The 25584-nt window shown below is 73.0% G+C and carries 21 protein-coding genes; 12 read left to right on the plus strand and 9 right to left on the minus strand.

Annotation, left to right across the window (positions count from 1 at the left end):
* Positions 1 to 34: 34 nt before the first annotated feature.
* The gene (locus tag D1350_RS19605) at positions 35 to 511 is read left to right on the plus strand and encodes a GNAT family N-acetyltransferase (RefSeq protein ID WP_420807828.1); all 477 of its coding nucleotides are present in this window, start codon (positions 35 to 37) and stop codon (positions 509 to 511) included.
* A gap of 32 nt (positions 512 to 543) precedes the next feature.
* On the opposite strand, the gene metH is transcribed toward D1350_RS19605, so the two are convergent.
* Positions 544 to 4128: a methionine synthase gene (gene metH, locus D1350_RS19610; protein ID WP_125777742.1), complete on the minus strand. Its 3585-nt coding sequence runs from the start codon at positions 4126 to 4128 to the stop codon at positions 544 to 546.
* A gap of 132 nt (positions 4129 to 4260) precedes the next feature.
* Between metH and D1350_RS19615 the strand changes: the two genes are divergently transcribed.
* The 3 genes from D1350_RS19615 (at position 4261) to D1350_RS19625 (ending at position 6942) form a co-directional block, all read left to right on the plus strand.
* Positions 4261 to 5313: a GNAT family N-acetyltransferase gene (locus D1350_RS19615; protein ID WP_125777743.1), complete on the plus strand. Its 1053-nt coding sequence runs from the start codon at positions 4261 to 4263 to the stop codon at positions 5311 to 5313.
* Between the two features lie 131 nt (positions 5314 to 5444).
* Positions 5445 to 6173, plus strand: a complete 729-nt coding sequence (locus D1350_RS19620; protein ID WP_125777744.1) for a lysoplasmalogenase — start codon at positions 5445 to 5447, stop codon at positions 6171 to 6173.
* Between the two features lie 37 nt (positions 6174 to 6210).
* Positions 6211 to 6942: a lysoplasmalogenase gene (locus D1350_RS19625; protein WP_125777745.1), complete on the plus strand. Its 732-nt coding sequence runs from the start codon at positions 6211 to 6213 to the stop codon at positions 6940 to 6942.
* Between the two features lie 9 nt (positions 6943 to 6951).
* Here the strand turns inward: D1350_RS19625 and D1350_RS19630 are convergent, their stop codons facing one another.
* On the minus strand, positions 6952 to 7686 hold the full coding sequence (locus tag D1350_RS19630; protein WP_125777746.1) for an enoyl-CoA hydratase-related protein: 735 nt from the start codon (positions 7684 to 7686) through the stop codon (positions 6952 to 6954).
* A 91-nt stretch (positions 7687 to 7777) separates the two neighbouring features.
* Here D1350_RS19630 and D1350_RS19635 point away from each other — a divergent pair, with 91 nt between their 5' ends.
* On the plus strand, positions 7778 to 8956 hold the full coding sequence (locus D1350_RS19635; RefSeq protein ID WP_206074612.1) for an acyl-CoA dehydrogenase family protein: 1179 nt from the start codon (positions 7778 to 7780) through the stop codon (positions 8954 to 8956).
* A 2-nt stretch (positions 8957 to 8958) separates the two neighbouring features.
* Here D1350_RS19635 and D1350_RS19640 read toward each other — a convergent pair whose 3' ends face one another.
* A complete protein-coding gene (locus D1350_RS19640) occupies positions 8959 to 9486 on the minus strand; it encodes a TetR/AcrR family transcriptional regulator (RefSeq protein ID WP_125777747.1) in 528 nt (175 codons plus the stop codon).
* A 25-nt stretch (positions 9487 to 9511) separates the two neighbouring features.
* Between D1350_RS19640 and D1350_RS19645 the strand changes: the two genes are divergently transcribed.
* The 5 genes from D1350_RS19645 to D1350_RS19665 are packed head-to-tail and all read left to right on the plus strand — an operon-like array spanning position 9512 to position 15909.
* On the plus strand, positions 9512 to 11095 hold the full coding sequence (locus D1350_RS19645; RefSeq protein WP_125777748.1) for a carboxyl transferase domain-containing protein: 1584 nt from the start codon (positions 9512 to 9514) through the stop codon (positions 11093 to 11095).
* Positions 11096 to 11100: 5 nt separating this feature from the next.
* Entirely contained in the window at positions 11101 to 13167 is a 2067-nt protein-coding gene (locus D1350_RS19650; RefSeq protein ID WP_240644230.1) for an ATP-binding protein, read from the plus strand.
* Positions 13160 to 14104: a hydroxymethylglutaryl-CoA lyase gene (locus tag D1350_RS19655; protein ID WP_125777750.1), complete on the plus strand. Its 945-nt coding sequence runs from the start codon at positions 13160 to 13162 to the stop codon at positions 14102 to 14104. Before D1350_RS19650 ends, D1350_RS19655 begins: the two co-directional genes overlap by 8 nt.
* A gap of 10 nt (positions 14105 to 14114) precedes the next feature.
* Complete coding sequence (fgd, locus tag D1350_RS19660; RefSeq protein ID WP_125777751.1) at positions 14115 to 15122, plus strand: glucose-6-phosphate dehydrogenase (coenzyme-F420); 1008 nt, start codon at positions 14115 to 14117, stop codon at positions 15120 to 15122.
* Positions 15123 to 15165: 43 nt separating this feature from the next.
* Positions 15166 to 15909: an HAD hydrolase-like protein gene (locus D1350_RS19665; RefSeq protein WP_164545240.1), complete on the plus strand. Its 744-nt coding sequence runs from the start codon at positions 15166 to 15168 to the stop codon at positions 15907 to 15909.
* A gap of 3 nt (positions 15910 to 15912) precedes the next feature.
* On the opposite strand, the gene D1350_RS19670 is transcribed toward D1350_RS19665, so the two are convergent.
* The 4 genes from D1350_RS19670 to D1350_RS19685 all read right to left on the minus strand — a co-directional run bounded on the left by D1350_RS19670 (position 15913) and on the right by D1350_RS19685 (position 21370).
* The gene (locus tag D1350_RS19670) at positions 15913 to 16437 is read right to left on the minus strand and encodes an O-acetyl-ADP-ribose deacetylase (protein ID WP_125777753.1); all 525 of its coding nucleotides are present in this window, start codon (positions 16435 to 16437) and stop codon (positions 15913 to 15915) included.
* Positions 16438 to 16590: 153 nt separating this feature from the next.
* A complete protein-coding gene (locus D1350_RS19675; protein WP_125777754.1) occupies positions 16591 to 17031 on the minus strand; it encodes a GNAT family N-acetyltransferase in 441 nt (146 codons plus the stop codon).
* Between the two features lie 61 nt (positions 17032 to 17092).
* Positions 17093 to 18796, minus strand: coding sequence for an alpha-amylase family protein (locus D1350_RS19680; RefSeq protein WP_125777755.1), 1704 nt, complete (start codon positions 18794 to 18796; stop codon positions 17093 to 17095).
* An 81-nt stretch (positions 18797 to 18877) separates the two neighbouring features.
* Positions 18878 to 21370: a DNA gyrase/topoisomerase IV subunit A gene (locus D1350_RS19685; RefSeq protein ID WP_125777756.1), complete on the minus strand. Its 2493-nt coding sequence runs from the start codon at positions 21368 to 21370 to the stop codon at positions 18878 to 18880.
* Positions 21371 to 21472: 102 nt separating this feature from the next.
* Between D1350_RS19685 and D1350_RS19690 the strand changes: the two genes are divergently transcribed.
* Complete coding sequence (locus tag D1350_RS19690; protein ID WP_240644231.1) at positions 21473 to 24367, plus strand: GNAT family N-acetyltransferase; 2895 nt, start codon at positions 21473 to 21475, stop codon at positions 24365 to 24367.
* Positions 24368 to 24404: 37 nt separating this feature from the next.
* The gene (locus tag D1350_RS19695; RefSeq protein ID WP_125777757.1) at positions 24405 to 24767 is read left to right on the plus strand and encodes a hypothetical protein; all 363 of its coding nucleotides are present in this window, start codon (positions 24405 to 24407) and stop codon (positions 24765 to 24767) included.
* A 52-nt stretch (positions 24768 to 24819) separates the two neighbouring features.
* Here the strand turns inward: D1350_RS19695 and D1350_RS19700 are convergent, their stop codons facing one another.
* A complete protein-coding gene (locus D1350_RS19700) occupies positions 24820 to 25185 on the minus strand; it encodes a VOC family protein (RefSeq protein WP_125777758.1) in 366 nt (121 codons plus the stop codon).
* 60 nt (positions 25186 to 25245) lie between these two features.
* The gene (locus D1350_RS19705; RefSeq protein ID WP_125777759.1) at positions 25246 to 25545 is read right to left on the minus strand and encodes a hypothetical protein; all 300 of its coding nucleotides are present in this window, start codon (positions 25543 to 25545) and stop codon (positions 25246 to 25248) included.
* Positions 25546 to 25584 lie beyond the last annotated feature (39 nt).

A 25584-nucleotide genomic window follows, 5' to 3' on the forward strand; every position in this document is an offset into this window, starting at 1 on the left:
CCGGACAGGCCCTACCCTCGGTCTGGTGAGCATCCTGATCCGTGACGCCGCCCCTGCCGACCTTCCCGAGATCCTGCGTCTCGTCCACGCGCTCGCCGAGTACGAGCGCGAGCCGGATGCCGTCGAGGCCACCATCGACGACTTCGCGCGGGCGTTGTTCCCTCAAGACGGAACCCCGACCACGTACGCGCTGATCGTGGAGGACGACGGCGCCGTCGTCGGTATGGCTGTGTGGTTCGTGACGTTCTCCACCTGGACCGGGCGCAACGGGATCTGGCTGGAAGACCTCTTCGTGGACCCGGCCAACCGGGGTGCAGGTACGGGCAAGGCCCTGCTCACACGCCTCGCCCAGATCTGCGTCGAGCGTGGCTGGACCCGCCTGGAATGGACCGTCCTCACCTGGAACGAACCGGCCATCGCGTTCTACGAGGCGCTCGGTTCGATCTCGATGGACGAATGGCAGACACGGCGTCTGCAGGGCGACGCGCTACGTATCCTCGCGACCGCCTGACCCGCTAACGTCGAGGCCCCGCCCCCCGGAAGTCACACGGAGAAATACTTCGCCTCCGGGTGGTGAAACACAAACGCATCCGTCGACTGCTCCGGGTGCAGCTGCAGCTCCTCGCTGAGCACCACCCCGACCCGCCCGGGCCGCAGCAGCTCCACGACCTTGTGCCGGTCCTCCATCTCGGGACACGCCGGGTACCCGAGCGAGAACCGCGCGCCGCGGTACTCGAGCTTGAACATCCCGTCCACGTCCTCCGGATCCTCGTCTGCGAACCCCAGCTCCGACCGCACCCGGGTGTGCCACATCTCGGCGAGCGCCTCGGTGAGCTGCACCGACAGCCCGTGCAGCTCCATGTACTCGCGGTACTTGTTCGCCTCGAACAGCTTCGCGGTGTGCGCGGACACGGTGTCGCCGACGGTGACGAGCTGCACCGGCAGCACGTCGAACCGCCCCGTCTCCTCAACAAAGGAGCGCGGCTTCACGAAGTCCGCCAGGCACAGGTGCCGGTCGCGGCGCTGCCGCGGGAACGTGAACCGCAGCCGCTCGGTACCAACAGGACCACCGGAGCCGCCGTCGGGCCCCGAATGGTGGGCGACCACCACGTCGTCGCCCTCCGACCACACGGGGAAGTACCCGTAGATCACCGACGGGTCGAGGATGTGCTCGGTCCGGATGCGGTCCAGCCACTCCTTGAGGCGCGGCCGGCCCTCGCTCTCGACCAGCTCTTCATACGACAAACCATCAGATCCCCGCCCCGGCTTCAGCCCCCACTGCCCCATGAAGGTGGCGCGCTCGTCGAGGAACGCGGCGTAGTCGGCAAGCTGGAGGCCCTTGACGATGCGCGTGCCCCAGAACGGCGGCTCGGGCACGGGGTTGTCGGCGGCCACGTCGGACCGGGCGGGCAGGTCCTCCTCAGCGGTCTGCGTCACGGTCACCACGGCGTGCCGGCGCTTCTTCAGCGGCGGCAGCCCCACCTCCTCAGCAGAGGCCCCGCGCGCCACCCGGACCAGCGGCTCCATGAGCCGCAGCCCCTCGAACGCGTCCCGCGCGTACCGCACCACGCCGGGGAACGCGGAGGCCAGGTCGTCCTCCACGTACGTCCGCGTCAGGGCGGCCCCACCCAGCAGCACGGGCCACCTCCCGGCAAAGCCCCGGGACGTCAGCTCCTCCAGGTTCTCCCGCATCACCACGGTCGACTTCACGAGCAGCCCGGACATCCCGATCACATCGGCATCGTGCTCCTCCGCCGCCGCGATCATGGCGCTGATCGGCTGCTTGATGCCGATGTTCACCACCGTGTAGCCGTTGTTGGTGAGGATGATGTCCACGAGGTTCTTGCCGATGTCGTGCACGTCGCCGCGCACCGTCGCGAGCACGATCGTGCCCTTCGTCCCCTCGCCCTCGACACGCTCCATGTGCGGCTCCAGCAGCGCCACGGCGGTCTTCATCACCTCGGCCGACTGCAGCACGAACGGCAGCTGCATCTGCCCCGACCCGAACAGCTCGCCCACCACCTTCATGCCCTCGAGCAGGTGGTCGTTCACGATCTGCAGGGCGGGCAGTCCCGAGGCGAGCGCCTCGTCGATGTCGGGCTCCAGGCCCTTGCGGTTGCCGTCGATGATGCGGCGCGCGAGGCGCTCGCCCACGGGCAGCTCGGCCAGCTCGGCGGCACGGGCGTCGCGCAGGGCGGCGGAGTCCACGCCCTCGAAGAGGTCGAGCAGGTGGGAGAGGGGGTCGTGCACGAGGTTGCCCTCGTCGTCGTACCGTCGGCGGTCCCAGACCAGGTCGAGCGCGGCCTCGCGCTGCTCGTCCGAGATGGACGACAGCGGCAGGATCTTCGCCGCGTGCACGATCGCGGAGTCCAGCCCCGCCTGCACGGCCTCGTGCAGGAACACCGAGTTGAGCACGGTGCGCGCGGCCGGGTTGAGGCCGAACGACACGTTGGAGACGCCGAGCGTGGTGTGCACCTCGGGGTAGCGGCGCCGGATCTCGCGGATCGCCTCGATGGTCTCGATCGCGTCGCGCCGCGTCTCCTCCTGGCCGGTCGCGATCGGGAAGGTGAGGGCGTCGACGATGATGTCGTCCACCCGCATGCCCCAGTCGTTCACGAGCTGCTCGATGAGCCGCGTCGCGATCGCGACCTTGCCCTCGGCGGTGCGCGCCTGCCCCTCCTCGTCGATGGTCAGCGCCACCACGGCGGCGCCGTGCTCCATCACGAGCGGCATGATCCGCCCGAACCTCGACGTCGGCCCGTCGCCGTCCTCGAAGTTCACCGAGTTCACCACGGCCCGGCCGCCCACCAGCTCCAGGCCGGCCTGGATCACCGCGGGCTCGGTCGAGTCGATGACGAGCGGCAGGGTGGACGCGGACGCGAGCCGCGACACCACCTCGCGCACGTCGGCCACGCCGTCGCGCCCTACGTAGTCGACGCAGACGTCGAGCAGGTGCGCGCCGTCGCGGGTCTGGCCGCGGGCGATGTCGACGATGTCGTCCCAGCGGCCCTCCAGCAGCGCGTCGCGGAACGCCCGGGAGCCGTTCGCGTTGGTGCGCTCGCCGATGGCCAGCACCGACGCGTCCTGGTGCAGGTCCGTGTGCGAGTAGAGGGAGGCCACGCCGTTCTCCCGCACCGGCTTGCGCTCGGCGACGGGCCGGCCGCGCACCGCGTCGACCACGAGCCGCAGGTGCTCGGGCGTGGTGCCGCAGCAGCCGCCCACGAGCCCGAGCCCGAACTCGCCCGCGAACTGCGCGTGCCACGTCGCCAGCTCCTCGGGCGTCAGCGGGTACGACGCCCCCTTGGGTCCCAGCACCGGCAGCCCCGCGTTGGGCATGCAGGTGACGGGGATCTCGGCGTGGTTGGCGAGGTGGCGCAGGTGCTCGCTCATCTGGTCCGGGCCGGTGGCGCAGTTGAGGCCGATCGCGTCCACGCCCAGCGCCTGCAGCGTCGTGAGCGCCGCGCCGATCTCGGAGCCCATGAGCATGGTCCCCGTGGTCTCGACGGTCACGGACACGATCACCGGCACGCTGCGCCCGACGGCGGCCATCGCCGCCCGCGAGCCCGTCACCGCGGCCTTCGCCTGCAGCAGGTCCTGGCTGGTCTCGACGAGCACGGCGTCGATGCCGCCCTCCAGGAGGCCGACGGCCTGCTCCTGGAACGTGTCGCGCAGGTGCGCGTAGGGCACGTGGCCCAGCGACGGCAGCTTGGTGCCCGGGCCCATCGAGCCCAGCACCCATCGGGGGTGGTCGGGCGTGCTGAACGCGTCGGCCCGCTCGCGGGCGATGGCGGCACCCGCGCGGGCGAGCTCCCGGATCCGGTCGTCGATCCCGTAGTCGGACAGGTTGGACCAGTTGGCGCCGAACGTGTTCGTCTCGATCGCGTCCACACCCACCTCGAGATAGGCGTCGTGCACGCTCGCGATGATGTCGGGCCGCGACACGTTGAGGATCTCGTTGCAGCCCTCGTGCCCCTCGAAGTCGTCGAGGGTGGGCTCCTGGTCCTGGATCATGGTGCCCATGGCACCGTCGGCCACCACCACCCGGCTGCGCAGCGCTTCGGCGAGGGCCGTGGCGCGCGCGTCGTCGAGGGTGAAGTCCGGAGTGGTCTGGGGAGCGGAGCTGGTCACCTCGGAAGCGTAACCGCGCAGCCGTTCCGAGGTCGGCCGGGTCCGCCGACCGGACCGTCGGCGGGCGGTCAGGTGCGCCTTGCGCACAAATTCCGTGTGCCCGACGCCGGTCGCTCGCCTACCGTGATCGGCATGCCTCCCGTAGACCTCGCCCCGATCGCCGAGCGCGCGCACGCGCCCGCCCAGGCGCCCCTCCCGACCGCGGCCGGTCTCACCTGGCGCGCCCAGACCCTCGACGACGCCCCCACGCTCATCGGCCTCATCAACGCGATCGAGGAGGCCGACGGCCAGCCGTGGCGCTTCAGCCTCGAGGAGCTCGTCGAGGACCTGGCCAAGCCCTGGCTCGACCTCGACGCCGACACCGCCGTCGGCCTGGACGCCGACGGCACGCCCCGGGCGTGGGCGGCGGTGACCCTGCCGCCGGACGGCGAGACGCTCGTGCGGGCCATCGTCGAGGGCGGCGTGCACCCCGAGTGGCGCGGGCGCGGCATCGGCCGGGAGGTGCTCGCGTGGTCGCTGGCCCGCGCGCGGCAGCTCGTTGCCGCGGCGCCCCAGCAGGGGCTGCCGGGCCGCATCCTCGCCTACGTCCGCGACGAGGCTCCGGCGGCGCAGCACCACCTGCTCGAGCGGTCGGGCCTCACGGCGATCCGGTTCTGGTCCACACTCACGCGCGACCTGTCGGCGCCCGTCCCGGAGATGCCGCTCGACCCCGCGCTGCGCCTCGTCCCCTTCTCCGACGAGCTCGACGAGGCCGTCCGCCTCGCCCACAACGACGCGTTCCGCGACCACTGGGGCTCCCAGCCGTCCACGCCCGAGACGTGGACGGCGAACCGCGCCATGTTCGCGCCGGCCTGGACGTTCGCCGTCGTCGACCCGTCCGTGACGACGGAGGACGGCGCGCCGTTCGTCGTCGGCTACCACTGGGGCGAGCGGTACGAGCAGGACTGGGAGGTCCAGGGCTACTCCGCCGGGTACACGCACCTGCTGGGCGTGCGCCGCGACTACCGCGGGCGCGGCATCGGCCCGGCGGTCCTCGCCCACGCGATGCGCGTCTTCGCCGCCGACGGCATGGACCGTGCTGAGCTGAGCGTCGACACCGAGAACCCGACCGGCGCCTACGGCCTGTACGAGCGGCTCGGCTTCACCAAGGACGACGGCCAGCGGATGTACACGATCGAGCTCTGAGTCAGTCCCGGGCTCCCACGCCGAGATAGTGCCTTCGTCCGGCGGAACCTGGCATCTCGCCGGGTTCCGCCGGACGAAGGCACTATCTCGGCGTCCGCGCACAGCGCGCCCGAAGGGCTTAGGCTCCCCGCGTGACGACGACGTCCTCGTCCGCGCGCCCGACCGGCAGCCGCGGCCCCCTCAGCCTCCTGCCCACCCTCGCCTCCCGGACCGCCGCCCTCGCCTTCGTGGCGCTCGTCGGCGTCGACCTCGCCGCCGAGCTCACCGACGCGCAGACCCTCGCCCGGGTCGCCCAGTCCTGCCTCATGCCGGCGCTGGCGGCGACCCTCGCGCTGGCCGCGGGGCGGGATCCGGGCCGTCTCGTCCGGTGGGTCCTCGCCGGGCTCCTCCTGAGCTGGCTCGGCGACGCGCTGCCGGGGTTCGCCGGCGACAACGGGTTCCTCGTCATGGTGGCGTTCTTCCTCCTCGCCCAGGTGGCGTACATCGTGGCCCTCCTCCCGTACGCGCGTCGCAGCCCGGCGCTCCGCCTGCTGCCGCTCCTCGCGTACGCGGCGTTCGGCGTCGCGGTGGTACTCGTGTCGGCGAAGGAGGCGGGGCCGCTCACCGTGGCCCTCGTGGTCTACGCGGTCGCGCTGCTGCTCATGTCGATCTCGGCGTGGGGCCTCAACCGGACGGCCGGGATCGGCGGCCTGATCTTCCTGGCCTCCGACTCGCTGATCGCGCTCGAGCGGTTCACCGCCCTGGGCGACCACCTGCCCCAGGCGGGCTTCTGGGTGATGGCGAGCTACGCCGTCGGGCAGGCGCTGCTGGTCCTGGGGGCGCTGCGGGTGGTGCGCGGGACCGGCACCGCGGAGAGGTAGCCCCTCACCAGGGGCTTTGCCAAGTAGGCTCGCTCCTGTGACCCTCGATGCCCGGGCGCGGCTGACCTCGCTCCTGCCCACGCCGTACGCCCGGCTCGCCGCCCTCGCGTTCGTCGCGACGACCGTTGCGCACCTGCTGATGCAGCTGAACGGTCTGATCCTGCTCGTGTCGTTCTGGAACGCGCAGGTGCTGGCACAGATCACGTTCATGCTGCTCATGCCGACCCTGGGCCTGACCGTGTGGGCCGCGAGCCTGCCCGTCGAGGGCCGACGGCGCCCGCGGGCCGTCCGGTGGGTGCTGGCGGCGCTGGGCCTGAGCTGGATGGGTGACACGCTCCCGTTCCTGGCGGCGTCGTCGGGACTCGGCCTGTACCTGATGTTCTTCGTGCTGGTTCTCGCCTGCTACGCCGCCGCCTTCTGGCCGTACCGCAGCCGGAGCGCGCTGGCGAGCCCTGTCGGGCTCGTGCCGTACGGCGCGCTGGTGGTGGGCCTGGTCGTGGTGTGCGCGCCGGTGGCCGGGCCGTGGACCGTGCCGGTCGGGATCTTCGCCCTGGCGCTCGCCGCGATGTCGGTCCTGGCCTGGGGCGTGGGCCGGCTGGCGGGCATCGGCGGGTTGCTGCTCCTGGTCTCCGAGGTGCTCCGGATGCTGATGACCTTCACGACGCTGCTCAGCGTGGTGCCGGCCGACCTGTCGGGGTTCGCGCTCACGGCCTCGTACGTGGTGGGCCAGGCGCTGCTGGCGGTCGGGGTGCTGCGCGCCACTCGCTGAGCATCGGGTTCACCGTCGCCGGGCCGCCGCCATCGCCGCACGGGCGGGCTCCGAGGCGAACAGCTCCGACGACAGCGCCACCAGCCCGTCGGCCTGCTCGTCGAAGCGCCGCAGCACGTCGGCGTTGAGCACCTGCTTGGTCGCGGCGAGGCCCTGCGGGTGGCCGGCGGTGAGGTCGGCGAGGACGGCGGACAGGGCGTCGTCGAGCGACCCGGCCGGCACAGCACGCGTGACCAGGCCGCACGCCGCCGCCTCGGACGCCGGGAACGGCGCCGCCCCCAGGAATGACAGCGACGCCGACCGCGGCGTCATCCGCGGCAGCACCACCAGCGAGATCACCGCCGGGGCCAGCGCGAGGCGTGCCTCCGTGAACGCGTAGGAGACGGTGTCGGCGCTGATCGCGACGTCGCACGCCGCCACCAGCCCCACCCCGCCCGCCCGCACGGGCCCGTGCACGCGTGCCACCACCGGCTTGGGCAGCGCGAGGATCGCGCGCAGAACGTCCGCGAGGCGCCGGGAGGAGGCCGCGACGCCGTCGCGCAGCGCCTCGTCCAGGTCCAGGCCCGCGCAGAACGCCGGGCCGGACGCCTGGAGCAGGACGGCGCGGACGTAGTCGTCGGCGGCGCGGTCGAGGGCCGCCGCGAGGTCGTCCAGGAGGGCGAGGGAGAGCGCGTTGCGCCGCTCCGGCGCGTCCAGGGTGACCCGCGCGTACGGGCCGACGACGTCGTAGCTCACCTGGGGCATCGTGCGCTCCTTCTGGTCCGGCCGAGTTCTGCATCGGTTCGAGCCGCGTGGCTCTGGCGCTCCTAGGTTAACGGTGGTTAACCTAGGTCACATGCACACCATGCATACCGCCCAAGAGAGCGCGGAGCACACCCAGCTCCGCCAGACCATCCGTGAGTTCGCCGCGGCAGAGATCGCGCCGAACCTGAGCCAGTGGGACCGCGACCGGTACTTCCCGGTCGACGTGGTCCGCAAGATGGGGGAGCTGGGGCTGTTCGGCCTCACCGCCCCCGAGGAGTTCGGCGGGTCCGGCAAGGGACTTGCCGCGCTCTGTGTCGCGGTCGAGGAGCTCGGCCGCGTCGACCAGTCGATCGGCATCACGCTCGGCGCCGCCGTGGGGCTCGGGATCAACCCGCTCCTCGTGCACGGCACGCCCGAGCAGCAGGCCCGGTGGCTGCCCGACCTCGTCGCCGGACGCGCCCTCGGCGCCTTCGGCCTCACCGAGCCGGGAGCCGGCAGCGACGCCAGCGCCATGGCCACGACCGCCGAGCTCCTCGGCGGCGAGTGGGTCATCAACGGGGCCAAGCAGTTCATCACGAACTCCGGCACCGGCATCACCAGCATCTGCACCGTCGCAGCACGCACCGGGACCAAGCCGGACGGCACCGCCGAGATCAGCACCATCATCGTCCCGACCGACACCCCGGGGTTCGTCGTCGAGCCCCTGCACGACAAGATGAGCTGGCGCATCTGCGACACCCACCCCCTCACGTTCCGTGACGTGCGCGTGCCCGAGGAGAACCTGCTCGGCCCGCGCGGCGAGGGCTTCAAGCTCTGCGTCCAGTCCCTGAACAGCGGCCGGGTCGCCGTGGCGGCGCTCGCCGTGGGATGCATCCAGGCCATGCTCGACGCCGCCGTCGAGCGCGCGGGGGTGCGGCCCACCTTCGGCGGGCCCATCGGGCGCAAGCAGGGCGTCGCGTTCCAGATCGCCGACCTCGCCGTCATGCTCGAGGCCTCGCGGGCGCTCACCTACCGGGCGGCCGCGCTCAAGGACGACGACGCGCCGCTCGCCGAGTTCCGCCAGGCGGCGTCCATCGCCAAGCTGTACGCCACCGAGTCGGCCGTTACCGCGACGCGCATCGCCTCGCAGGTGTTCGGCGGGTACGGGGTGATGGAGGACGGGCCCATCGCCCGGTTCTACCGCGACGCCAAGGTGCTCGAGATCGGCGAGGGCACCTCCGAGCTGCAGCGCATGCTCATCGCGCGCGGGCTGGGGCTCCCGGTCGAATGAGGTCAGCCCACGAGGGCGGCGCGCGCCATGCGGGTCAGGAGGGCCCGCATGGCGTCGCGCCCGATCCGCGCGCTGTGCGGCGTCGAGTTCAGCAGCCCGAACACCGCCTGCACCGCCGCACGCGCCTCGGCCGGCTCGAGGTCCGGGCGCAGCGGGTGGAGCGCGTCCGTCCACACGCCGATGTAGGCGAGCTGGCGCTCGCGGACCTGCTCGCGCACGTCGGGGCCCAGGGTGCGCCACTCGCGCTCCTGGATCACGATGAGCGACGGGCGCTCCAGGGCGAACTCCGTGTGCCAGCCGATGAGGGCGTCGATGGTGCCCGCCCGGTCCTTCGCCCCGGCGAGGAGCTGCTCGGACGCGTGCAGCAGGCACTGGCCGAGGATGTCTTCCTTGCCGGAGAAGTGCTTGTACAGCGCGGGTCCGGAGACGCCGACGGCGGCGCCGATGTCGTGCACGGACACGCCGTGGAAGCCGCGTTCGGCGAACAGGTCGGCCGCGGTGTCGAGGATCTGCCGCCTGCGTGGAGTCACGCGGGAAGTTTATGGGGGGTTAACGATGACTAACCAGTCGGTGGTGGCGTCCGCGCCGTCGTCGGGCGCGACGTCGGGCGCGGCGCCCGGCCTGCGAGAGGCCACCGCGGAGCTCCGCGAGCGCCTCGCCCGGGTGCGCGAGGGCGGCACCGCCGAGGCGCGCGCCAAGCACACCGCGCGCGGGAAGCTGCTCGCGCGGGACCGCGTGGACCGCCTCCTCGACCCCGGCAGCGCGTTCCTGGAGATCGGCGCGCTCGCCGCCTACGACCTGTACGGGGGCGAGTGGGCAGTGCCGAGCGCGGGCGTGGTGGCCGGCGTGGGGCGGGTGTCGGGGCGCGAGTGCGTGATCGTCGCCAACGACGCCACGGTCAAGGGCGGCACCTACTACCCGATGACCGTGAAGAAGCACCTGCGCGCCCAGCAGGTCGCGGCGGAGAACCACCTGCCGTGCCTCTACCTCGTGGACTCGGGCGGCGCGTTCCTCCCGATGCAGGACGAGGTGTTCCCCGACCGGGAGCACTTCGGGCGCATCTTCTACAACCAGGCGCGGCTGTCGGCGGCGGGGATCCCGCAGGTCGCGGCGGTGATGGGGTCGTGCACCGCCGGGGGCGCGTACGTGCCCGCGATGAGCGACGAGTCCGTCATCGTCCGCGACCAGGGCACGATCTTCCTCGGCGGGCCGCCGCTCGTGCTGGCCGCCACGGGGGAGGTCGTCACGGCCGAGGAGCTGGGCGGCGGGCTGGTGCACGCCACGACGTCGGGCGTGGTGGACCACCTGGCCGACGACGACGCCCACGCCCTGCGCATCGTCCGCGACATCGTCGCCACCACGCACGCACCGGCGCCGTCGCTGGTCCGCGAGGTGCCCGAGGAGCCGGAGCTCGACCCGGACGGTCTCTACGACGTCCCCGCCGACCCCCGCACCCCCTACGACGTGCGCGACGTGGTCCGCCGCATCGTCGACGGCTCCCGCATGACGGAGTTCAAGGCCCGCTACGGCGAGACGCTGGTGTGCGCGTTCGCGCAGATCGACGGGTACCCGGTGGGGATCGTCGCCAACAACGGGATCCTGTTCTCCGAGTCCGCGCTCAAGGGCGCGCACTTCGTCCAGCTCTGCGACTCCCGCCGCATCCCGCTCGTGTTCCTGCAGAACATCGCCGGCTTCATGGTGGGCAAGGAGTACGAGAACCGGGGGATCGCGAAGGACGGCGCCAAGCTCGTCACCGCCGTCTCGTGCTCCACCGTGCCGCGGTTCACCGTCGTGATCGGCGGGTCGTTCGGCGCGGGCAACTACGGCATGTGCGGCCGCGCGTACGACCCTCGCTTCCTCTGGATGTGGCCCGGGGCCCGCATCTCCGTCATGGGGGGCGAGCAGGCGGCGTCGGTGCTGGCCGTGGTCCGAGGGCTCGAGGGGGAGGAGGCCGAGGCGTTCAAGGCCCCGATCCGCGCCCAGTACGAGACGCAGGGCAGCCCTTACTACGCCACCGCCCGGCTCTGGGACGACGGCATCATCGACCCCGCCGACACCCGCCGCGTCCTCGCCCTCGGGCTGGCCGCCGCCGCGAACGCGCCGCTGGCCGACCCCTCCTACGGCATCTTCCGGATGTGAGAGCTGTGCACACCCTGCTAGTCGCCAACCGCGGCGAGATCGCGCTCCGCGTGATCCGCACCGCCCGCAGCCTCGGGCTGCGGACCGTCGCCGTGTACTCCGACGCCGACCGCGCTGCCCCGCACGTCCGCGCCGCCGACGTCGCGATACGGCTCGGGCCCACCCACGCCGCAGCCTCCTACCTGAACGTCACGGCCCTGCTCGACGTCGCTGCGCGCACGGGGGCCGACGCCGTCCACCCCGGCTACGGCTTCCTCGCCGAGAACGCCGCGTTCGCTCGCGCCGTCCTCGACGCCGGGCTCACCTGGGTGGGCCCGCCCCCCGCGGCCATGGACACCATGGGCCGCAAGGACACAGCCCGCGACGTGGCGCTCGCGGCGGGCGTCCCGGTCCTGGAGCAGGTCGCGGTGGCGTCCGACGACGTCGGGGCCGGGCTGGTCCCGGGCCTCACCTTCCCTCTTCTCGTCAAGGCGGCGGCAGGCGGCGGCGGCAAGGGCATGCGGATCGTGCGCGACCCGGCCGACCTCGCGTCGTCGGTGGCCGCGGCCCGCCGCGAGGCCGCGGCGGCCTTCGGGGACGACACCGTGCTGCTGGAGCGATACGTCGAGCGCGGGCGGCACGTCGAGGTGCAGGTCCTCGCCGACGCCTACGGCCACGTGGTGCACCTGCACGAGCGCGACTGCTCCGCGCAGCGCCGGCACCAGAAGGTGCTCGAGGAGGCGCCTGCCCCCGGTCTCGACCCTGTGCTCCGCGACCGGCTGCACGCCTGGGCCGTGGACCTCGCCGCGAAGGTGGGCTACGTCGGTGCGGGGACCTGCGAGTTCCTCGTCGCGGACGGGCCGGGCGGACCCGAGGCCTGGTTCCTCGAGATGAACACGCGGCTGCAGGTGGAGCACGCGGTCACCGAGGAGGTGGTGCGGGTTCGCGGTCAGCGGCTCGACCTCGTCGCCGAGCAGCTCCGGGTCGCCGCCGGGGAGCCGCTGGGGTTCGCGCAGGAGGAGGTGTTCGTCGTCGGGCACGCCATGGAGGCCCGCGTGTGCGCCGAGGACGCCTACGCGGGGTTCCTGCCGCAGGCGGGGACCGCCCGGCGCGTGCTGTGGCCCGCCGGGGTGCGGGTGGAGGCAGGGATCGAGGACGGGAGCGTGGTGCCCGCCGCGTACGACTCGCTCGTGGCGAAGGTGGTGACGTCCGGGGCCTCCCGGGAGGCGGCGCGGCGCGCGCTCGTCGCCGCGCTGTCCGACACGGTGGTGCTCGGGCTCACGACGAATACCGGGTTCCTGCGGGAGCTCGCCGGCTCGGACGTGTTCCGGGACGGCGAGGTGCACACCGCGTGGCTCGACACGCACGCCGTGCCGGCGCCCGATCCCTGGTCCGCGCTGGTCGCGGCAGCGTGGGCGGTCGCCGGGTCGGGCGGGGACGGCTGGCGGTCCGGGGGGCCGCCAGGGCGGGTCTGGGTGGAGCTCGACGACGCCGTGCTCGTCGTTGCCCGGGCGACCGAGGGCGAGGGCGAGGTGCGCTCGGAGGGGGGAGTTGCGTCGTCGGGCGGAGCCGATGCTGACGAGCGCGTGGCGCGGGTTCGCGCCGCGGGCGAGGGGCTGCTGGAGGTCGACGGCGCGGTCGGACGGTTCGTGGTCGAGGTGCGGCAACGGGGGGTCGAGGTGGCGCACCTGGGGCACGTGTTCCGGTTCGTGCGGCCGGACGGGTCGACGTCGGGGCGAGCGGCGGACGCGTCCGACGGCGTGGTGCTCGCGGCCATGCCCGGGACCCTCGCGCGGGTGGACGTGGCGACCGGCGACCAGGTCACGCAGGGGCAGGCGCTGGGCGTCCTGGAGGCGATGAAGATGGAGCTCGCGCTCACGGCGCCGGTGGACGGTGTGGTGACCGTCGGGGCGTCGGCGGGGCAGCAGGTGGCTGCGCGGCAGGTGCTGTTCACCGTGTCGCCGCCTGGCGAGGCGGAAGGTGAGGGCCGAGGAACGAGGCACTCGCCTGGAGGCGAGCGGGGCGGAGATGCGGCAGACAATGCCGTGTCGCCGGAGAATGTTGTCGTTCCCGGGGAGGCAACAGATGCGTAGGCCGCAGGTGGTGCCGGACGCGAGCCTGCCGACGTCGGTCACGGTGTACGAGGTGGGGCCGCGCGACGGGCTGCAGAACGAGGACGCCGTGGTGCCCGCGGCGGTCAAGGTGGAGCTGGTCCGGCGCCTGCTCGACGCCGGGCTGCCCGTCGTGGAGGCGACCAGCCTGGTGCACCCGCGCTGGGTGCCGCAGCTAGCCGACGCCGAGGAGGTGCTGGGGCTGCTCGTCGACGGGCTGGGGGACCGGGCGCGCGACCTGCCCGTGCTCGTGCCGAACGCGCGAGGGCTCGACCGGGCGCTCGACCTCGGGCTGCGGCACGTCGCCGTGTTCGCGAGCGCCACCGAGACGTTCGCGCGGCGGAACCTCAACACGGGGCTGGACGAGCAGTGGGCGATGTTCGAGCCCGTCGTGTCTCGGGCGCTCGACGCGGGGATGCGTGTGCGGGGGTACGTGTCGATGTGCTTCGGCGACCCGTGGGAGGGGGCCGTCCCCCTTCCGCAGGTGGTGACGGCCGTGCGCCGGCTGGTCGACCTGGGGGTGTGGGAGGTGTCGCTCGGCGACACGATCGGCGTGGGGACGCCGGGGCACGTCGTGAGGCTGCTCGACTCGCTGAACGTCGCGGGCGTCCCGGACTCCGTGCTCGCCCTCCACGCCCACGACACGTACGGGCAGGCGCTCGCGAACGTGCTGGCCGCGCTGCGGCACGGGGTGTCCACGTTCGACGCGTCGGCCGGCGGGTTGGGCGGGTGCCCGTACGCGGAGTCGGCGACGGGGAACCTCGCGACCGAGGACCTCGTCTGGATGCTGGACGGGCTCGGGATCGCGACGGGCGTGTCGCTGGAACCGCTGGTCGCGACGAGCGTGTGGCTGGGGGAGCGTCTGGGCAAGCCGTCGCCGAGCCGGGTGGTGCGGGCGCTGAGCGGCGTCTCGGTGTGAGGATGGGGGCATGACCCTGAAGATCGGATACAAGGCGTCGGCGGAGCAGTTCGGACCCCGCGAGCTCGTGGAGCTCGCGGTGCGGGCGGAGGAGGCGGGGCTGGACAGCGCCCTCGTGTCGGACCACTTCCTGCCGTGGCGGCACGAGGGCGGGCACGCGCCGTCGGCCCTCGCGTGGCTCGCGGCGGCGGGCGAGCGGACCAGCCGCATCACGCTCGGCACCAGCGTGCTGACCCCCACGTTCCGCTACAACCCCGCCGTGATCGCGCAGACGTTCGCCACCCTCGGGCTCCTCACCGAGGGGCGCATCATGCTCGGTGTCGGGACCGGCGAGGCCCTCAACGAGATCGCCGTGAGCGGCCGCGAGTGGCCGGAGTTCAAGGAGCGGTTCGCGCGCCTGCGCGAGGCCGTCGACCTGATGCGACGGCTCTGGACCGAGGAGTCGGTGTCGGTGGAGGGCGAGTTCTACACGCTCGTCGACGCGCACATCTACGACCGGCCGTCCACGCCGGTCCCGGTCTACGTCGCCGCGGGCGGGCCCCTGGTGGCCAAGTACGCGGGGCGCGTGGGCGACGGGTTCATCTGCACGTCAGGCAAGGGCATGGACCTCTACACGGTGAAGCTGCTGCCCGCCGTGCGGGAGGGCGCCGAGAAGGCCGGGCGCCCGTTCGAGGACATCGACAGGATGATCGAGATCAAGATCTCCTACGACCGCAACGCTGACGCGGCGCTGGAGAACACCCGGTTCTGGGCGCCGCTGTCGCTCACGCCGGAGCAGAAGCACTCGGTGACGTCGGCCGAGGAGATGGAGCGCCTCGCCGACGAGCTGCCGATCGAGCAGGTGGCGCAGCGGTGGATCGTCGCCTCCGACCCCGCTGAGGCCGTCGCGATGATCCAGCCCTACCTCGACGCCGGGCTGAACCACCTCGTGGTCCACGGGCCGGGGAACGACCAGAACCGGTTCCTGGACCAGTTCGCCGAGGACGTGCTGCCGGCACTGCGGAAGCTGGACGCGTAGGGCGCGCATCCAGGGCGGCGGGCGGGTGTGGCACCCTCGTGGCGTGAGCTCTTCCACCCTCCCGCTGCCCCGCCGGATCACGCACGTCCTGCTCGACCTCGACGGCACCCTCACCGACTCCGCCCCCGGCATCGTGTCGTCCCTGCGCACGGGCTTCGCCGCTGCGGGCCTCGCGGTGCCGTCGGACGACGTGCTGCTCACCTTCGTGGGGCCCGCGCTGGGCACGAGCATGGCCCGGGTCGGGCTGTCCGACGACGACGCCACCGCCGTGATCGACGCCTACCGCCGGTCCTTCGAGGCGGGTGGCATGTTCGAGAACTCGCTGTTCCCGGGCATCCCCGAGGCGCTCACCGCCCTGCGTGAGGCGGGTGTCACGCTCGCGATCGCCACCGCCAAGCCCGAGGTGTACGCGCTGCGGATCGTCGAGCACTTCGGGCTGGACGTCTGGCTGGAGGGCGGGCTCGACGGCGTGTTCGGTGCTGAGCTCGAGGGTGCCGGCGTGTCGAGCGGCAAGGGGCCGATCATCGCGCGGGCGCTGGCGGCGCTCGGGGCGGGTGCGGGCGGCGCGGGCGGTTCCGGCGGAGCGTCCGCGGCAGGTCCCGCGGGCGTGGCCGGCCGCACCGTCATGGTGGGGGACCGCGAGCACGACGCGGAGGGCGCCGCCGAGAACGGCATCGCGACGATCGGTGCGCGGTGGGGCTACGCCGATCCGGGCGAGCTGGAAGCGGCGGGCGTCGCGGCGTTCGCCGACTCTCCGGAAGGTCTGGTCAAGCTGGTGCTCGGGTGAGCCTCAGGCGTTGAGGGCGCGCTCGAACGCTGCCAGGACCAGGTCTCCGAACAGGACGAACCGGACCACGTGGGGGCCCTCGGCGCCCGGGGGAGCGGACCAGGACCGGACGGCGGAGACCGCGGTGCGCGCGACGTCGTCGGGAGCCCAGCCGTAGGCGCCTGCGCCCACTGCCGGGAAGGCGACCGACGGGGCGCCCAGCTCGGCGGCGACGTCGAGCGACCGGGTGAAGCACGACGCCAGGAGGGCCGGGTCGTCGTGCCCGCGGTTCCGGTTGGGGCCCACCGTGTGGATCACCCACCGCGCGGGCAGGTCGAACCCCGGGGTGGCGACGGCGTCGCCGACGGCCAGGCCGTCCGGGTAGGTCGTCTTCCGCAGGCGGCGGCACGCCTCCAGCAGGCGGGGCCCGGCGGCGGCGTGGATCGCGCCGTCCACCCCGCCTCCGCCGAGGAGGTTCGAGTTGGCGGCGTTGACGATCGCGTCGGCTTCGACGGTCGTCAGGTCTCCCAGCTCTGCGGTGATCAGCACATCGTCAGGATGGCACGACGGAGCGACTGTGTGCGCACCAGCGTTGTCACGCTGAGTACACATCGTCACCACCCGTGACAACGCTGGAGGCACAACTGTTCCTTCGCGGCGCCCGCCCCGGCGTTGGCGCCGCGACCCGCCGGCTCGTCCGGGTCAGGACGGCAGCGTGGCCTTGCGCTCCATCCAGTGCATGTCCGGGTCCACCGGCCGGAAGCCGAAACGCTCGTAGAGGCCGTCGGCGTCCGCGGTGGTGAGCACCGTGCGCCGCAGGCCGAGCGGTTCGAGCACCGCGAGGACCTCGCCCACGAGCAGCTTGCCCAGGCCTCTGCCGCGGTGCGCGGGGTCGACGATGACGTCGCTCAGCCAGGCGAACGTCGCGCCGTCCGTGATGACGCGGGCGAACGCCGCCTGCTCGCCGGTCTCCCGGACGTAGACGCCGAAGGGCCGGGAGCCCGCGATGGCCGCGTCGGTGACCTCGCGGGTCCGGTCGCGCGCCCAGTAGGAGTGCTCGACGAGGAGCTCGTGGACGCGCTCGGCGTCCACCCGGCCGGGGTCGGCCGAGAACTCGTACTGCGGGTCCGGAAGCGTCGTCATCGAGCGATCAGAACACGATCTCGCGCCGCTCTGCGAGCGCATTCCGCCAGGTGGAGAGGCTCTACAGCAGGCGACGCGAGTCGGGCCGGCTGATCCGCAGCCACCGGTACCCGTACCCGTCGAGCACGACCTCGATCCCGCCGTCGTCCCCGACGGGGCACTCGCCGTCGTCGAGCAGGTCGACGAGCCGCGTGCCCGGGTCCAGGTCGTCGAAGGTCAGAGGCACGGTGCAGGCGTCGGCCGAGAGGTTGTGGAGAGTGACCATCGAGGCGTCGTCCCACGTGGTGCGCAGGGCGAGCACCGACGGGTGCGGCTGGTCGAGCACCTGCGGCGTACCCCAGCCGAGCTCCGGGCACTCGCGGTAGCGCCGGACGAGAAGCTGGACGAACGAGAGCAACGACCCGGGCTCCCGGCGCTGGACCGCGACGTTGACATGCTCGGGCGCGTAGCCGTCCTCGGGCACAGGGCCCGACAGCTTGCGCGCCGGCGCGCGCGAGAACCCGCCGTTCGGCGCAGACGTCCACTGCATCGGCGTGCGGACGGCGAGCCGACCCTTCGCGGCGAGGTTCTCGCCCATGCCGATCTCCTCGCCGTAGAAGAGGACGGGCGTGCCGGGCAGCGCGAAGAGCAACGAGTACGCCATGCGGATCCGGCGCGGGTCGCCGCCCAGCATGGTGGGCAGACGACGACGCAGCCCACGGCCGTAGATCTGCATGTCCGGCTCCGGGCCGAACGCGGCGAAGACCTCGTTCCGCTCCTCCTCGGTGAGCTTGTCGAGCGTGAGCTCGTCGTGGTTCCGGACGAAGGTGGCCCACTGCGCGTCGTTCGGGATCGGCGGCCGCTCGGAGATGCTGGCGGCGAGCGGCCCGGCGTCCTGGCGTGCCATCGACAGGTAGAGCGCCTGCATGCCGTTGAAGTCGAACTGCAGCGTGAGCTCCGTCGACGACGGTCCCACGTCGCCGCCGTCGCCCGTCCCGTCGTGGCCGAAGTACAGGCGCTGCTGGTCGAACGGGAGGTTCACCTCTCCCATGAGGATCGAGTCGCCCGCCCGGCGCGAGAGGAACGACCGGAGGCTGCGCAGGAAGTCGTGCGGGTCGTCGATCTCGTCGCCCGGCGTCCCGGCGGCGTCGGTGAGGAAGAACGGCACGGCGTCCACGCGGAAGCCGGACAGGCCGAGCTGGATCCAGTAGCTCATCGTCTTGGCGACGGCGTCGCGCACCTTCGGGTTCGCGGTGTTGAGGTCGGGCATGTGCCGGTAGAAGCGGTGCCGGTACCACTCCCCGGTGCGCTCGTCCTGCGTCCAGATGCCCCCCTCCTGGTCAGGGAAGATGACCTGGTCCTTGGTGGGCTCCGGCGGGTCGGCGCGCCAGACGTAGAAGTCCCGGTACGGGTTGTCGGTGCTGCGCCGGGCCGCCTGGAACCACGGGTGACGGTCGGACGTGTGGTTGACCACGAGGTCGGCGATGACCCGGATACCACGGTCCCGTGCGGTGCGGACCAGTTCCACGAGGTCGCCGACGTCCCCGAGGCGCGAGTCCACGCCGAGGAGGTCGGTGATGTCGTAGCCGTCGTCGCGGTCCGCCGTCGGGTAGAAGGGCATGAGCCACAGGCACGTCACGCCGAGGTCTGCCAGGTGGTCGATGCGCTGGACGAGCCCCGGGAAGTCGCCCACGCCGTCGTCGTTCCAGTCCATGTAGGTCTCGACGTCGAGGCAGTAGATGACGGCGTTCTTCCACCACAGGTCGCCGGTGTCGCGAATCTTCATACCGACATGCCTATCGGGGTGTGCGGGCACCCGCGCGCCGAAGCGTCGCCACCGCCGGGGCGGTGGCGACGCCATCCGACCTCAGCCGATCGTCGCGACCGGCGCCGCCAGCGGCGTGCCGGAGCCGTCGCGGCGCGGGTCCAGCGGGGGCAGCTCGACAGGCTGGCCCCCGGATCCCACGGCGCGCGGCGGCGCGACGCCCACCCACGCGAGGACCAGCCGGTCCTCGCCGCGGAGGAGCCGCTGCGACCGGACGCCGCCCGTGGCCCGTCCCTTGGGCGGGTAGAGCTCGAACGGCGACACCTTGCAGCCGCCCTGGTCGACGCCAGGCAGCGCGTCCGAGGAGCCGGCGATGGTGACGACGGCGCCCGCGTCCCGGGAGCCGGCGGGCACGGCGCCGAAGAACACGACCTGCTGACCGTCGGCCAGCTTGATGCCCGCCATGCCTCCGGCCGCGCGGCCCTGGGGGCGCACGGCGGACGCGGCGAACCGCAGCAGCGAGGTGTCGCTGGAGACGAACACGAGCTCGTCCTCGTCCGTGACGGTCGCGGCGCCCACGACGGTGTCGTCGTCCTTGAGCGCGATGACGACCCACTCGTCGCCGTTCTTGGGCACGTCACCTGCGGCGACGCGCTTAATCACGCCGGACGCGGTGCCGAGCGCCACCGTGGGGGCCTCGGCGTCGAGCGACGCCACTGCCAGAACCTTCTCGCCCGGCTGCAGCACCACGAGCTCGCTCACGGGGACGCCCCCGGAGAGGCTCGGCGCGCCGTCGGTGGGCGGGAGCGCCGGCAGGTCGAGGACGGAGATGCGCAGCGCACGCCCGGCCGAGGTGATGAGCGCGACCTCGCTGCGGGTCGTGGCCGAGCAGTCGCCCAGCATCGCGTCGTGGGCCGCGCGGCGGCCCTCGCGGGACACCGGCACGTCCTCCGGCAGGCGGGCGAGCAGCCCGGTGGCCGACAGCAGCACACGCGTGGGGGAGTCGGCGATCTCGAGCGAGATCGGCGCAGCCCCCCGGGCCGCCGCGCCACGGCCGGCGGGCGCCGCCGCGACCGACCCGACGGACCCTCCGGCCGAGTCCAGGAGGACCGTGCGGCGGGGCGTGCCGTAGACCTTCGCGACCTCCGTCATCTCGCCGGAGACGATCTTCCGCAGGAGGGCGTCGTCGGCCAGGATCGCCTCGAGCTCCGCGATCTCCTTGCGCAGCTGCTCCTGCTCCTTCTCCAGCTCGATCCGGGAGAACCGGGTCAGGCGGCGCAGCTGCAGGTCGAGGATGTAGGTGGCCTGCAGGTCGGACAGGTCGAAGACGCTGATGAGGCGCTCCTTGGCCCCCGTCGCGTCGTCCGACGTGCGGATCAGCTGAATCACCTCGTCGATGTCGACGATCGCGAGGAGCAGACCCTCGACCAGGTGCAGCCGCTCGCGGCGGCGCCGCAGCCGGAACGCCGACCGGCGGCGCACCACCGAGATGCGGTGGTTCACCCACACGCGCAGCAGCTCGAGCAGGCCGAGCGTGCGCGGCTGGCCCTCGACGAGCGCCACGTTGTTGATGCCGAACGAGTCCTCGAGCGGCGTGGTGCGGTACAGCTGCTCCAGCACGGCCTCGGGGTCGAACCCGGTCTTGACCTCGACGACGAGGCGCAGGCCGTGGGCGCGGTCGGTGAGGTCCTGGACGTTGACCACGCCCTGGATCTTCTTGTTCTTGACCCCCTCGGCGATCTTCTCGACCACCTTCTCGGGGCCCACCAGGTACGGCAGCTCCGTGACGACGATGCCGCGACGGCGGGGCGTGAGGTTCTCGATGCGCGCCGTGGCACGGGTGCGGAACGTCCCGCGGCCCGTGCGGTACGCGTCGCGGACGCCCTCGAGGCCGACGATCTTGCCACCCGTGGGCAGGTCCGGGCCCGGGACGAACCGCAGCATGTCCTCGAGCGTGGCGTCGGGGTGCTTGACCAGGTGCTGCGCCGCGGCGACCACCTCGACGAGGTTGTGCGGCGGCATGTTCGTGGCCATGCCCACCGCGATGCCGGAGGCACCGTTCACCAGCAGGTTCGGGATGGCGGACGGCAGGACCTCGGGCTGGGTCAGCTTGTTGTCGTAGTTCGGCACGAACTCGACGACGTCCTCGTCGAGCCCGGACGTCATCGCGACCGACGGCGGCGCGAGGCGTGCCTCGGTGTACCGGGGGGCGGCCGGGCCGTCGTCGAGCGAGCCGAAGTTTCCGTGCCCGTCCACGAGCGGCAGCCGCAGCGAGAAGTCCTGCGCCAGACGCACCAGCGCGTCGTAGATCGCCGTGTCGCCGTGCGGGTGCAGCTTGCCCATGACCTCGCCGACGACGCGCGAGGACTTCACGTGCGCGCGGTCGGGGCGCAGCCCCATGTCGGACATCATGTAGAGGATCCGGCGCTGCACCGGCTTCAGCCCGTCCCGCGCGTCAGGAAGCGCACGAGAGTAGATGACGGAGTAGGCGTACTCGAGGAACGAGGCCTCCATCTCCGCCGAGACGTCGATGTCCACGATCTTCTCGTGGATCTCGCTCGGATCGAGCGGCGGGGTCGACGGCTTGCGCGCCATGAGTGTGCGGTGCTCCTGAAAGTGGTGGGGATCGGACGGCCACACAGTACCGCCCACCACCCACATCCCCGTGGACGCTCGCGGGCTCGCTAGCCTGGTCCCGTGGACGAGACCGGGCAGGTGGTAGGGCACGTGGGCGTCCCGTACCCCGAGGAGTGGGAGGCGGACGTGGTGCTGCGCGACGGCACCACCACCCACCTGCGCCCCATCCGCCCCGACGACGCCGACGCGCTCCAGCGGTTCCAGATGGCCCAGTCCGAGCGGTCCACCTACTTCCGCTTCTTCGCCGCGCTGGAGCGCCTGCCGGAGCGGATGCTGCGGCAGTTCGTCACGGTCGACCACCAGCGGCGGGCGGCGATCGTCGCCGTGCGCCCGGCGCAGGCGCAGGCGCCCGTCGAGGCGGCGGGCGCGGAGCCGGAGGACGTCCTCGGCGTCGCGCGGTACGACGTCGTGGAGGACGGCACCGCCGAGGTGGCGTTCAACATCGCCGACTCCTTCCAGGGCCGTGGCCTCGGCTCCGTCCTCCTCGAGCACATCGCCGCCGCGGCCCGCGAGCGCGGGGTGCGCCGCTTCGTGGCCGAGGTGCTGCCCCAGAACCGCGCCATGCTGGCGGTCTTCCGGGACGCCGGGTACGTCGTGGACCAGCACCTCGACGACGGTGTGGTCACCGTCTCGATCGACCTCGACCCCACGGACCGGTCGCGCGAGGTCATGGCCGACCGGGAGCACCGGGCCGAGGCGCGGTCCATGCAGGGCCTCCTGAGCGCGCGCCGCGTCCTCCTCGTCGGCCCGGGCCCCGGCCCCCAGACCGTCGAGTCGCTCCTCGCCGCCCGCGTGGTCGGCTCCGTGTCCCAGGACCCGGGCGACACGGACCTGGTGGTCCTCGGGGCGCCCGACGCCGGAGAGCCGGGCCCCGCGGACCACGTCACCTTCGCGGACGGCTGGGACGAGGTGGGCGACGTCGACCTCGCCCTGCTCGCGCTCCGCCCGCCCGAGGCGATCGAGGCGGTCCGCAACCTGGCGGGCCGAGGTACGCGGGGCGTCGTCGTGCTCTCTGCGGGTTATGCCGAGGAAGGGCCCGAGGGCCTGGCCCGCCAGCGCGAGCTGCTGCGCGTGGCGCACGCCGCGGGGATGCGCGTGGTGGGCCCCGCGAGCTTCGGCCTCCTGACCACGACGCCGGGGGCGCAGCTGCGCGCGAGCCTCGCCACCAGCGCCCCCGCACCGGGGACGATCGGCCTGTTCTGCCAGTCCGCCCCCGCCGCCGTGACCCTCGCCGCCACCGTCCGGCGCCGCGGCCTCGGCGTCTCGGCGCTCGTGTCGGCGGGCCACCGCGCCGACGTGTCGGGCAACGACCTGATGCAGTACTGGCAGGACGACCCGGCCACCGGCGTCGTCTGCCTCTACCTCGAGTCGCTGGGCAACCCGCGCAAGTTCTCCCGCATCGCCCGCCGCCTCGCCACCGTGAAGCCGGTCGTCGTGGTCGTCGCCGGGCGCTCCGGGCACGTGGTGCCGCCCGGGCACGCCGTGCGCGCCACCCGCGCCCCGCGGCGGATGCTCGACGAGGTGCTGCGGCAGTCGGGCGTGATCCGTGCCGAGAACACCCACCAGCTCATGGACGTGGCGCAGGTGCTCGCGCACCAGCCGCTGCCCGCGGGAGCCCGCGTCGGCATCCTGGCCAGCTCCCCGTCGGTGCTCACCCTCGTCTCGGAGGCGTGCAGCGCGGCAGGCCTGACGGTCGGCCCCGCCGTCGTGCTGGCCTCGGAGTCCCCGGACGTGGACGTGGCCGGCGCCGTCGACGCCGTCTACGCACCCGGCGCCTGCGACGCCGTGGTCGTCGTGGACGTGCCCGTGGTGCTGCCCCGCGGCGACCGCATCGCCCACGCCGTCGCCGACGCCGCCGCCCGGACCGGCCGCACCACCGTGGCGAGCATGCTCGGCCTGCACGGCATGCCCGACGAGCTCGCCGCCACCGCGCCCCTGCCCGACGGCGGCGAGCGCACCGTCCGCATCCCCGCCTTCTCCACACCCGAGGACGCCGTGTGGGCCCTCGGCGCGGTCACCCGCTACGCGACCTGGCGCACCCAGGACCACGGCGCCCCGGTACGGCCCACCCTCCAGGAGGGGGCGCCGCGCTCCCGGGGTCCCCGCGAGGACCCGCAGCGCAGCGAGGACGCCTCGTGGGGTGGGGGCGGCGCCTCCCGGGCCCGGGCACGGGCGCTCGCGGAGGCGGCGCTGGCCAGGGCCGGGCTCGTGGAGACTGCGGGGCACGGTGCACCCGGGCGGGCCGACGGCGCCGTCGGGCACGAGGTCGAGCTGGACCCGGCGGCCGCTGCCGAGCTGCTCGCCTGCTACGGGCTGCGCCTCTGGGAGACGCGACGGGTGAACGGCGCGGACGAGGCCGTCGCCGCGGCCGAGGAGCTGGGCTGGCCGGTGGCGCTGAAGATCGCGTCACCGGTGCTGCGGCACCGCACCGACCTCGGGGGAGTGCGGCTCGACATCTCCGACGCGGACGAGCTGCGCGACGACGTGGCGCGTATGGAGGAGGCGGCGTCGACCCTGATCCCGACCGCGCGACCGGTCCTGGAGGTGCAGCGCATGGCCCCGGCCGGGGTGGCCTGCGTGGTGCGGTCCGTGGAGGACGAGCTGTTCGGCCCGGTGGTGTCGTTCGGGCTGGCGGGAGACGCCGTGGACCTCCTCGACGACGTGTCCCACGGGGTGCCGCCGCTCACTGACGTGGACGTGGCGCGCATGGTGCGAGGGGTCCGCGCCGCGCCCCGGCTGTTCGGCTACCAGGGCGCTCCCGCCGCCGACGTCGCCGCGCTCGAGGACGTGCTCGCGCGCGTGTCGCTGCTGGCCGACGACCTGCCGGAGCTCGCGTCGCTCGACCTGTACCCGGTGGTCGTGTCGGACCGGGACGCGTCGATCCTGCACGCGACGGTGCGGCTGCGCCCCGCGGAGCGGCGCACAGACGCGTTGCTGCGGGCGCTGCCGGGGTAGACGGTCGATCGGAGCAGACACTGTGGATATTCATGCGATGTCGGAACGCCAGTTCATCGAGCAGTTCACCAAGCGGCCAGGGATGTGGGTGGGTCTTCCGACGTGGGGCCGAGTCGTCGGCTGGCTGCTGGGCTATGAAGCCAACGAGGCGCGCCACGGCGGTCCTGGCTTCGACGGGTTCAGGGAGTGGCTGCTTGTGCGGTCCGGCGGTCGGGGTTCAAACCTCGGGTGGCCCTCCATCGCGTGGCTCATCGCGTTTCCCGACCCGGACCTCGAGCACGGCGAGCTCGGCGACTTCGACCAGGAGCACGCGAAGAAGGTCCTGTTCGAGCTGCTGGACGAGTTCCTTGCCGAACGCGAGGGCGGTGCGGGGCCGTTGGGTACTTCGCCGGCCGCGTAGGGCCGGCACGAGAGACTGCGACCCATGCTGCGATGCCGCCCTGGGTGAGCGATCAGTCGAGGCAGAACTCGTTGCCCTCGACGTCCTGCATCACGAGGCACGACTCGTTCTCCTCGTCAGCGAGGAGGAGCCGAACCCGGACCGCCCCGAGCGCAACCAGCCGCGCGCACTCGGCCTCGAGCGCGGCGACGCGCTCCTCGCCGACGAGCCCGGTGCCGACCCGCACGTCGAGGTGCACGCGGTTCTTGACGACCTTGCCCTCGGGGACGCGCTGGAAGTACAGCCGCGGGCCCACCCCGGTGGGGTCGGAGGCCGAGGCCTCGTCCTGGACGTATCCGAGTGCCTCGCTCCAGAAGCGGGCGACGCGCTCGGGCTCTGCGCAGTCGAAGGTGACCTGGACCTGTCTGACCGATGCCATCGGACCACCATAAGGGCTGGTGGGATGCCGTTGCTGCGCGGCGCCCCGCGCGCGGCTGGGTCAGAGCAGAGAAACCGGGAAGAGTTCCGTCCGTGCGACGACCCGGTCGCGCTCCTCTGCGAGCGCGAGACGGCGAGGGTCGGCGACGTAGGCGTCGAGCGCGGGCTGTCCCGGGAACCGGAACACCTGGATCTCGTGCGGGCGCCCGGTGTCGCCGTCGGTCCGCAGCCGCTGGACGACCTCGCCTCCGTGCTCGGGGACGAGCGCGAGGACGGCGTCCTCGTAGGCGGTGAGGTCGTCGTCCAGGCCCTCGGTGGCCCAGAGGAAGCAGCCGAGGAGCAGCACGCCGTCGTCAGTCACAGGTCGAGGGTAGCGGCGGGCCGCCCGCTCCGGGCCGCT

Source organism: Antribacter gilvus (assembly GCF_003946865.1).
Lineage (GTDB): Bacteria > Actinomycetota > Actinomycetes > Actinomycetales > Cellulomonadaceae > Antribacter > Antribacter gilvus.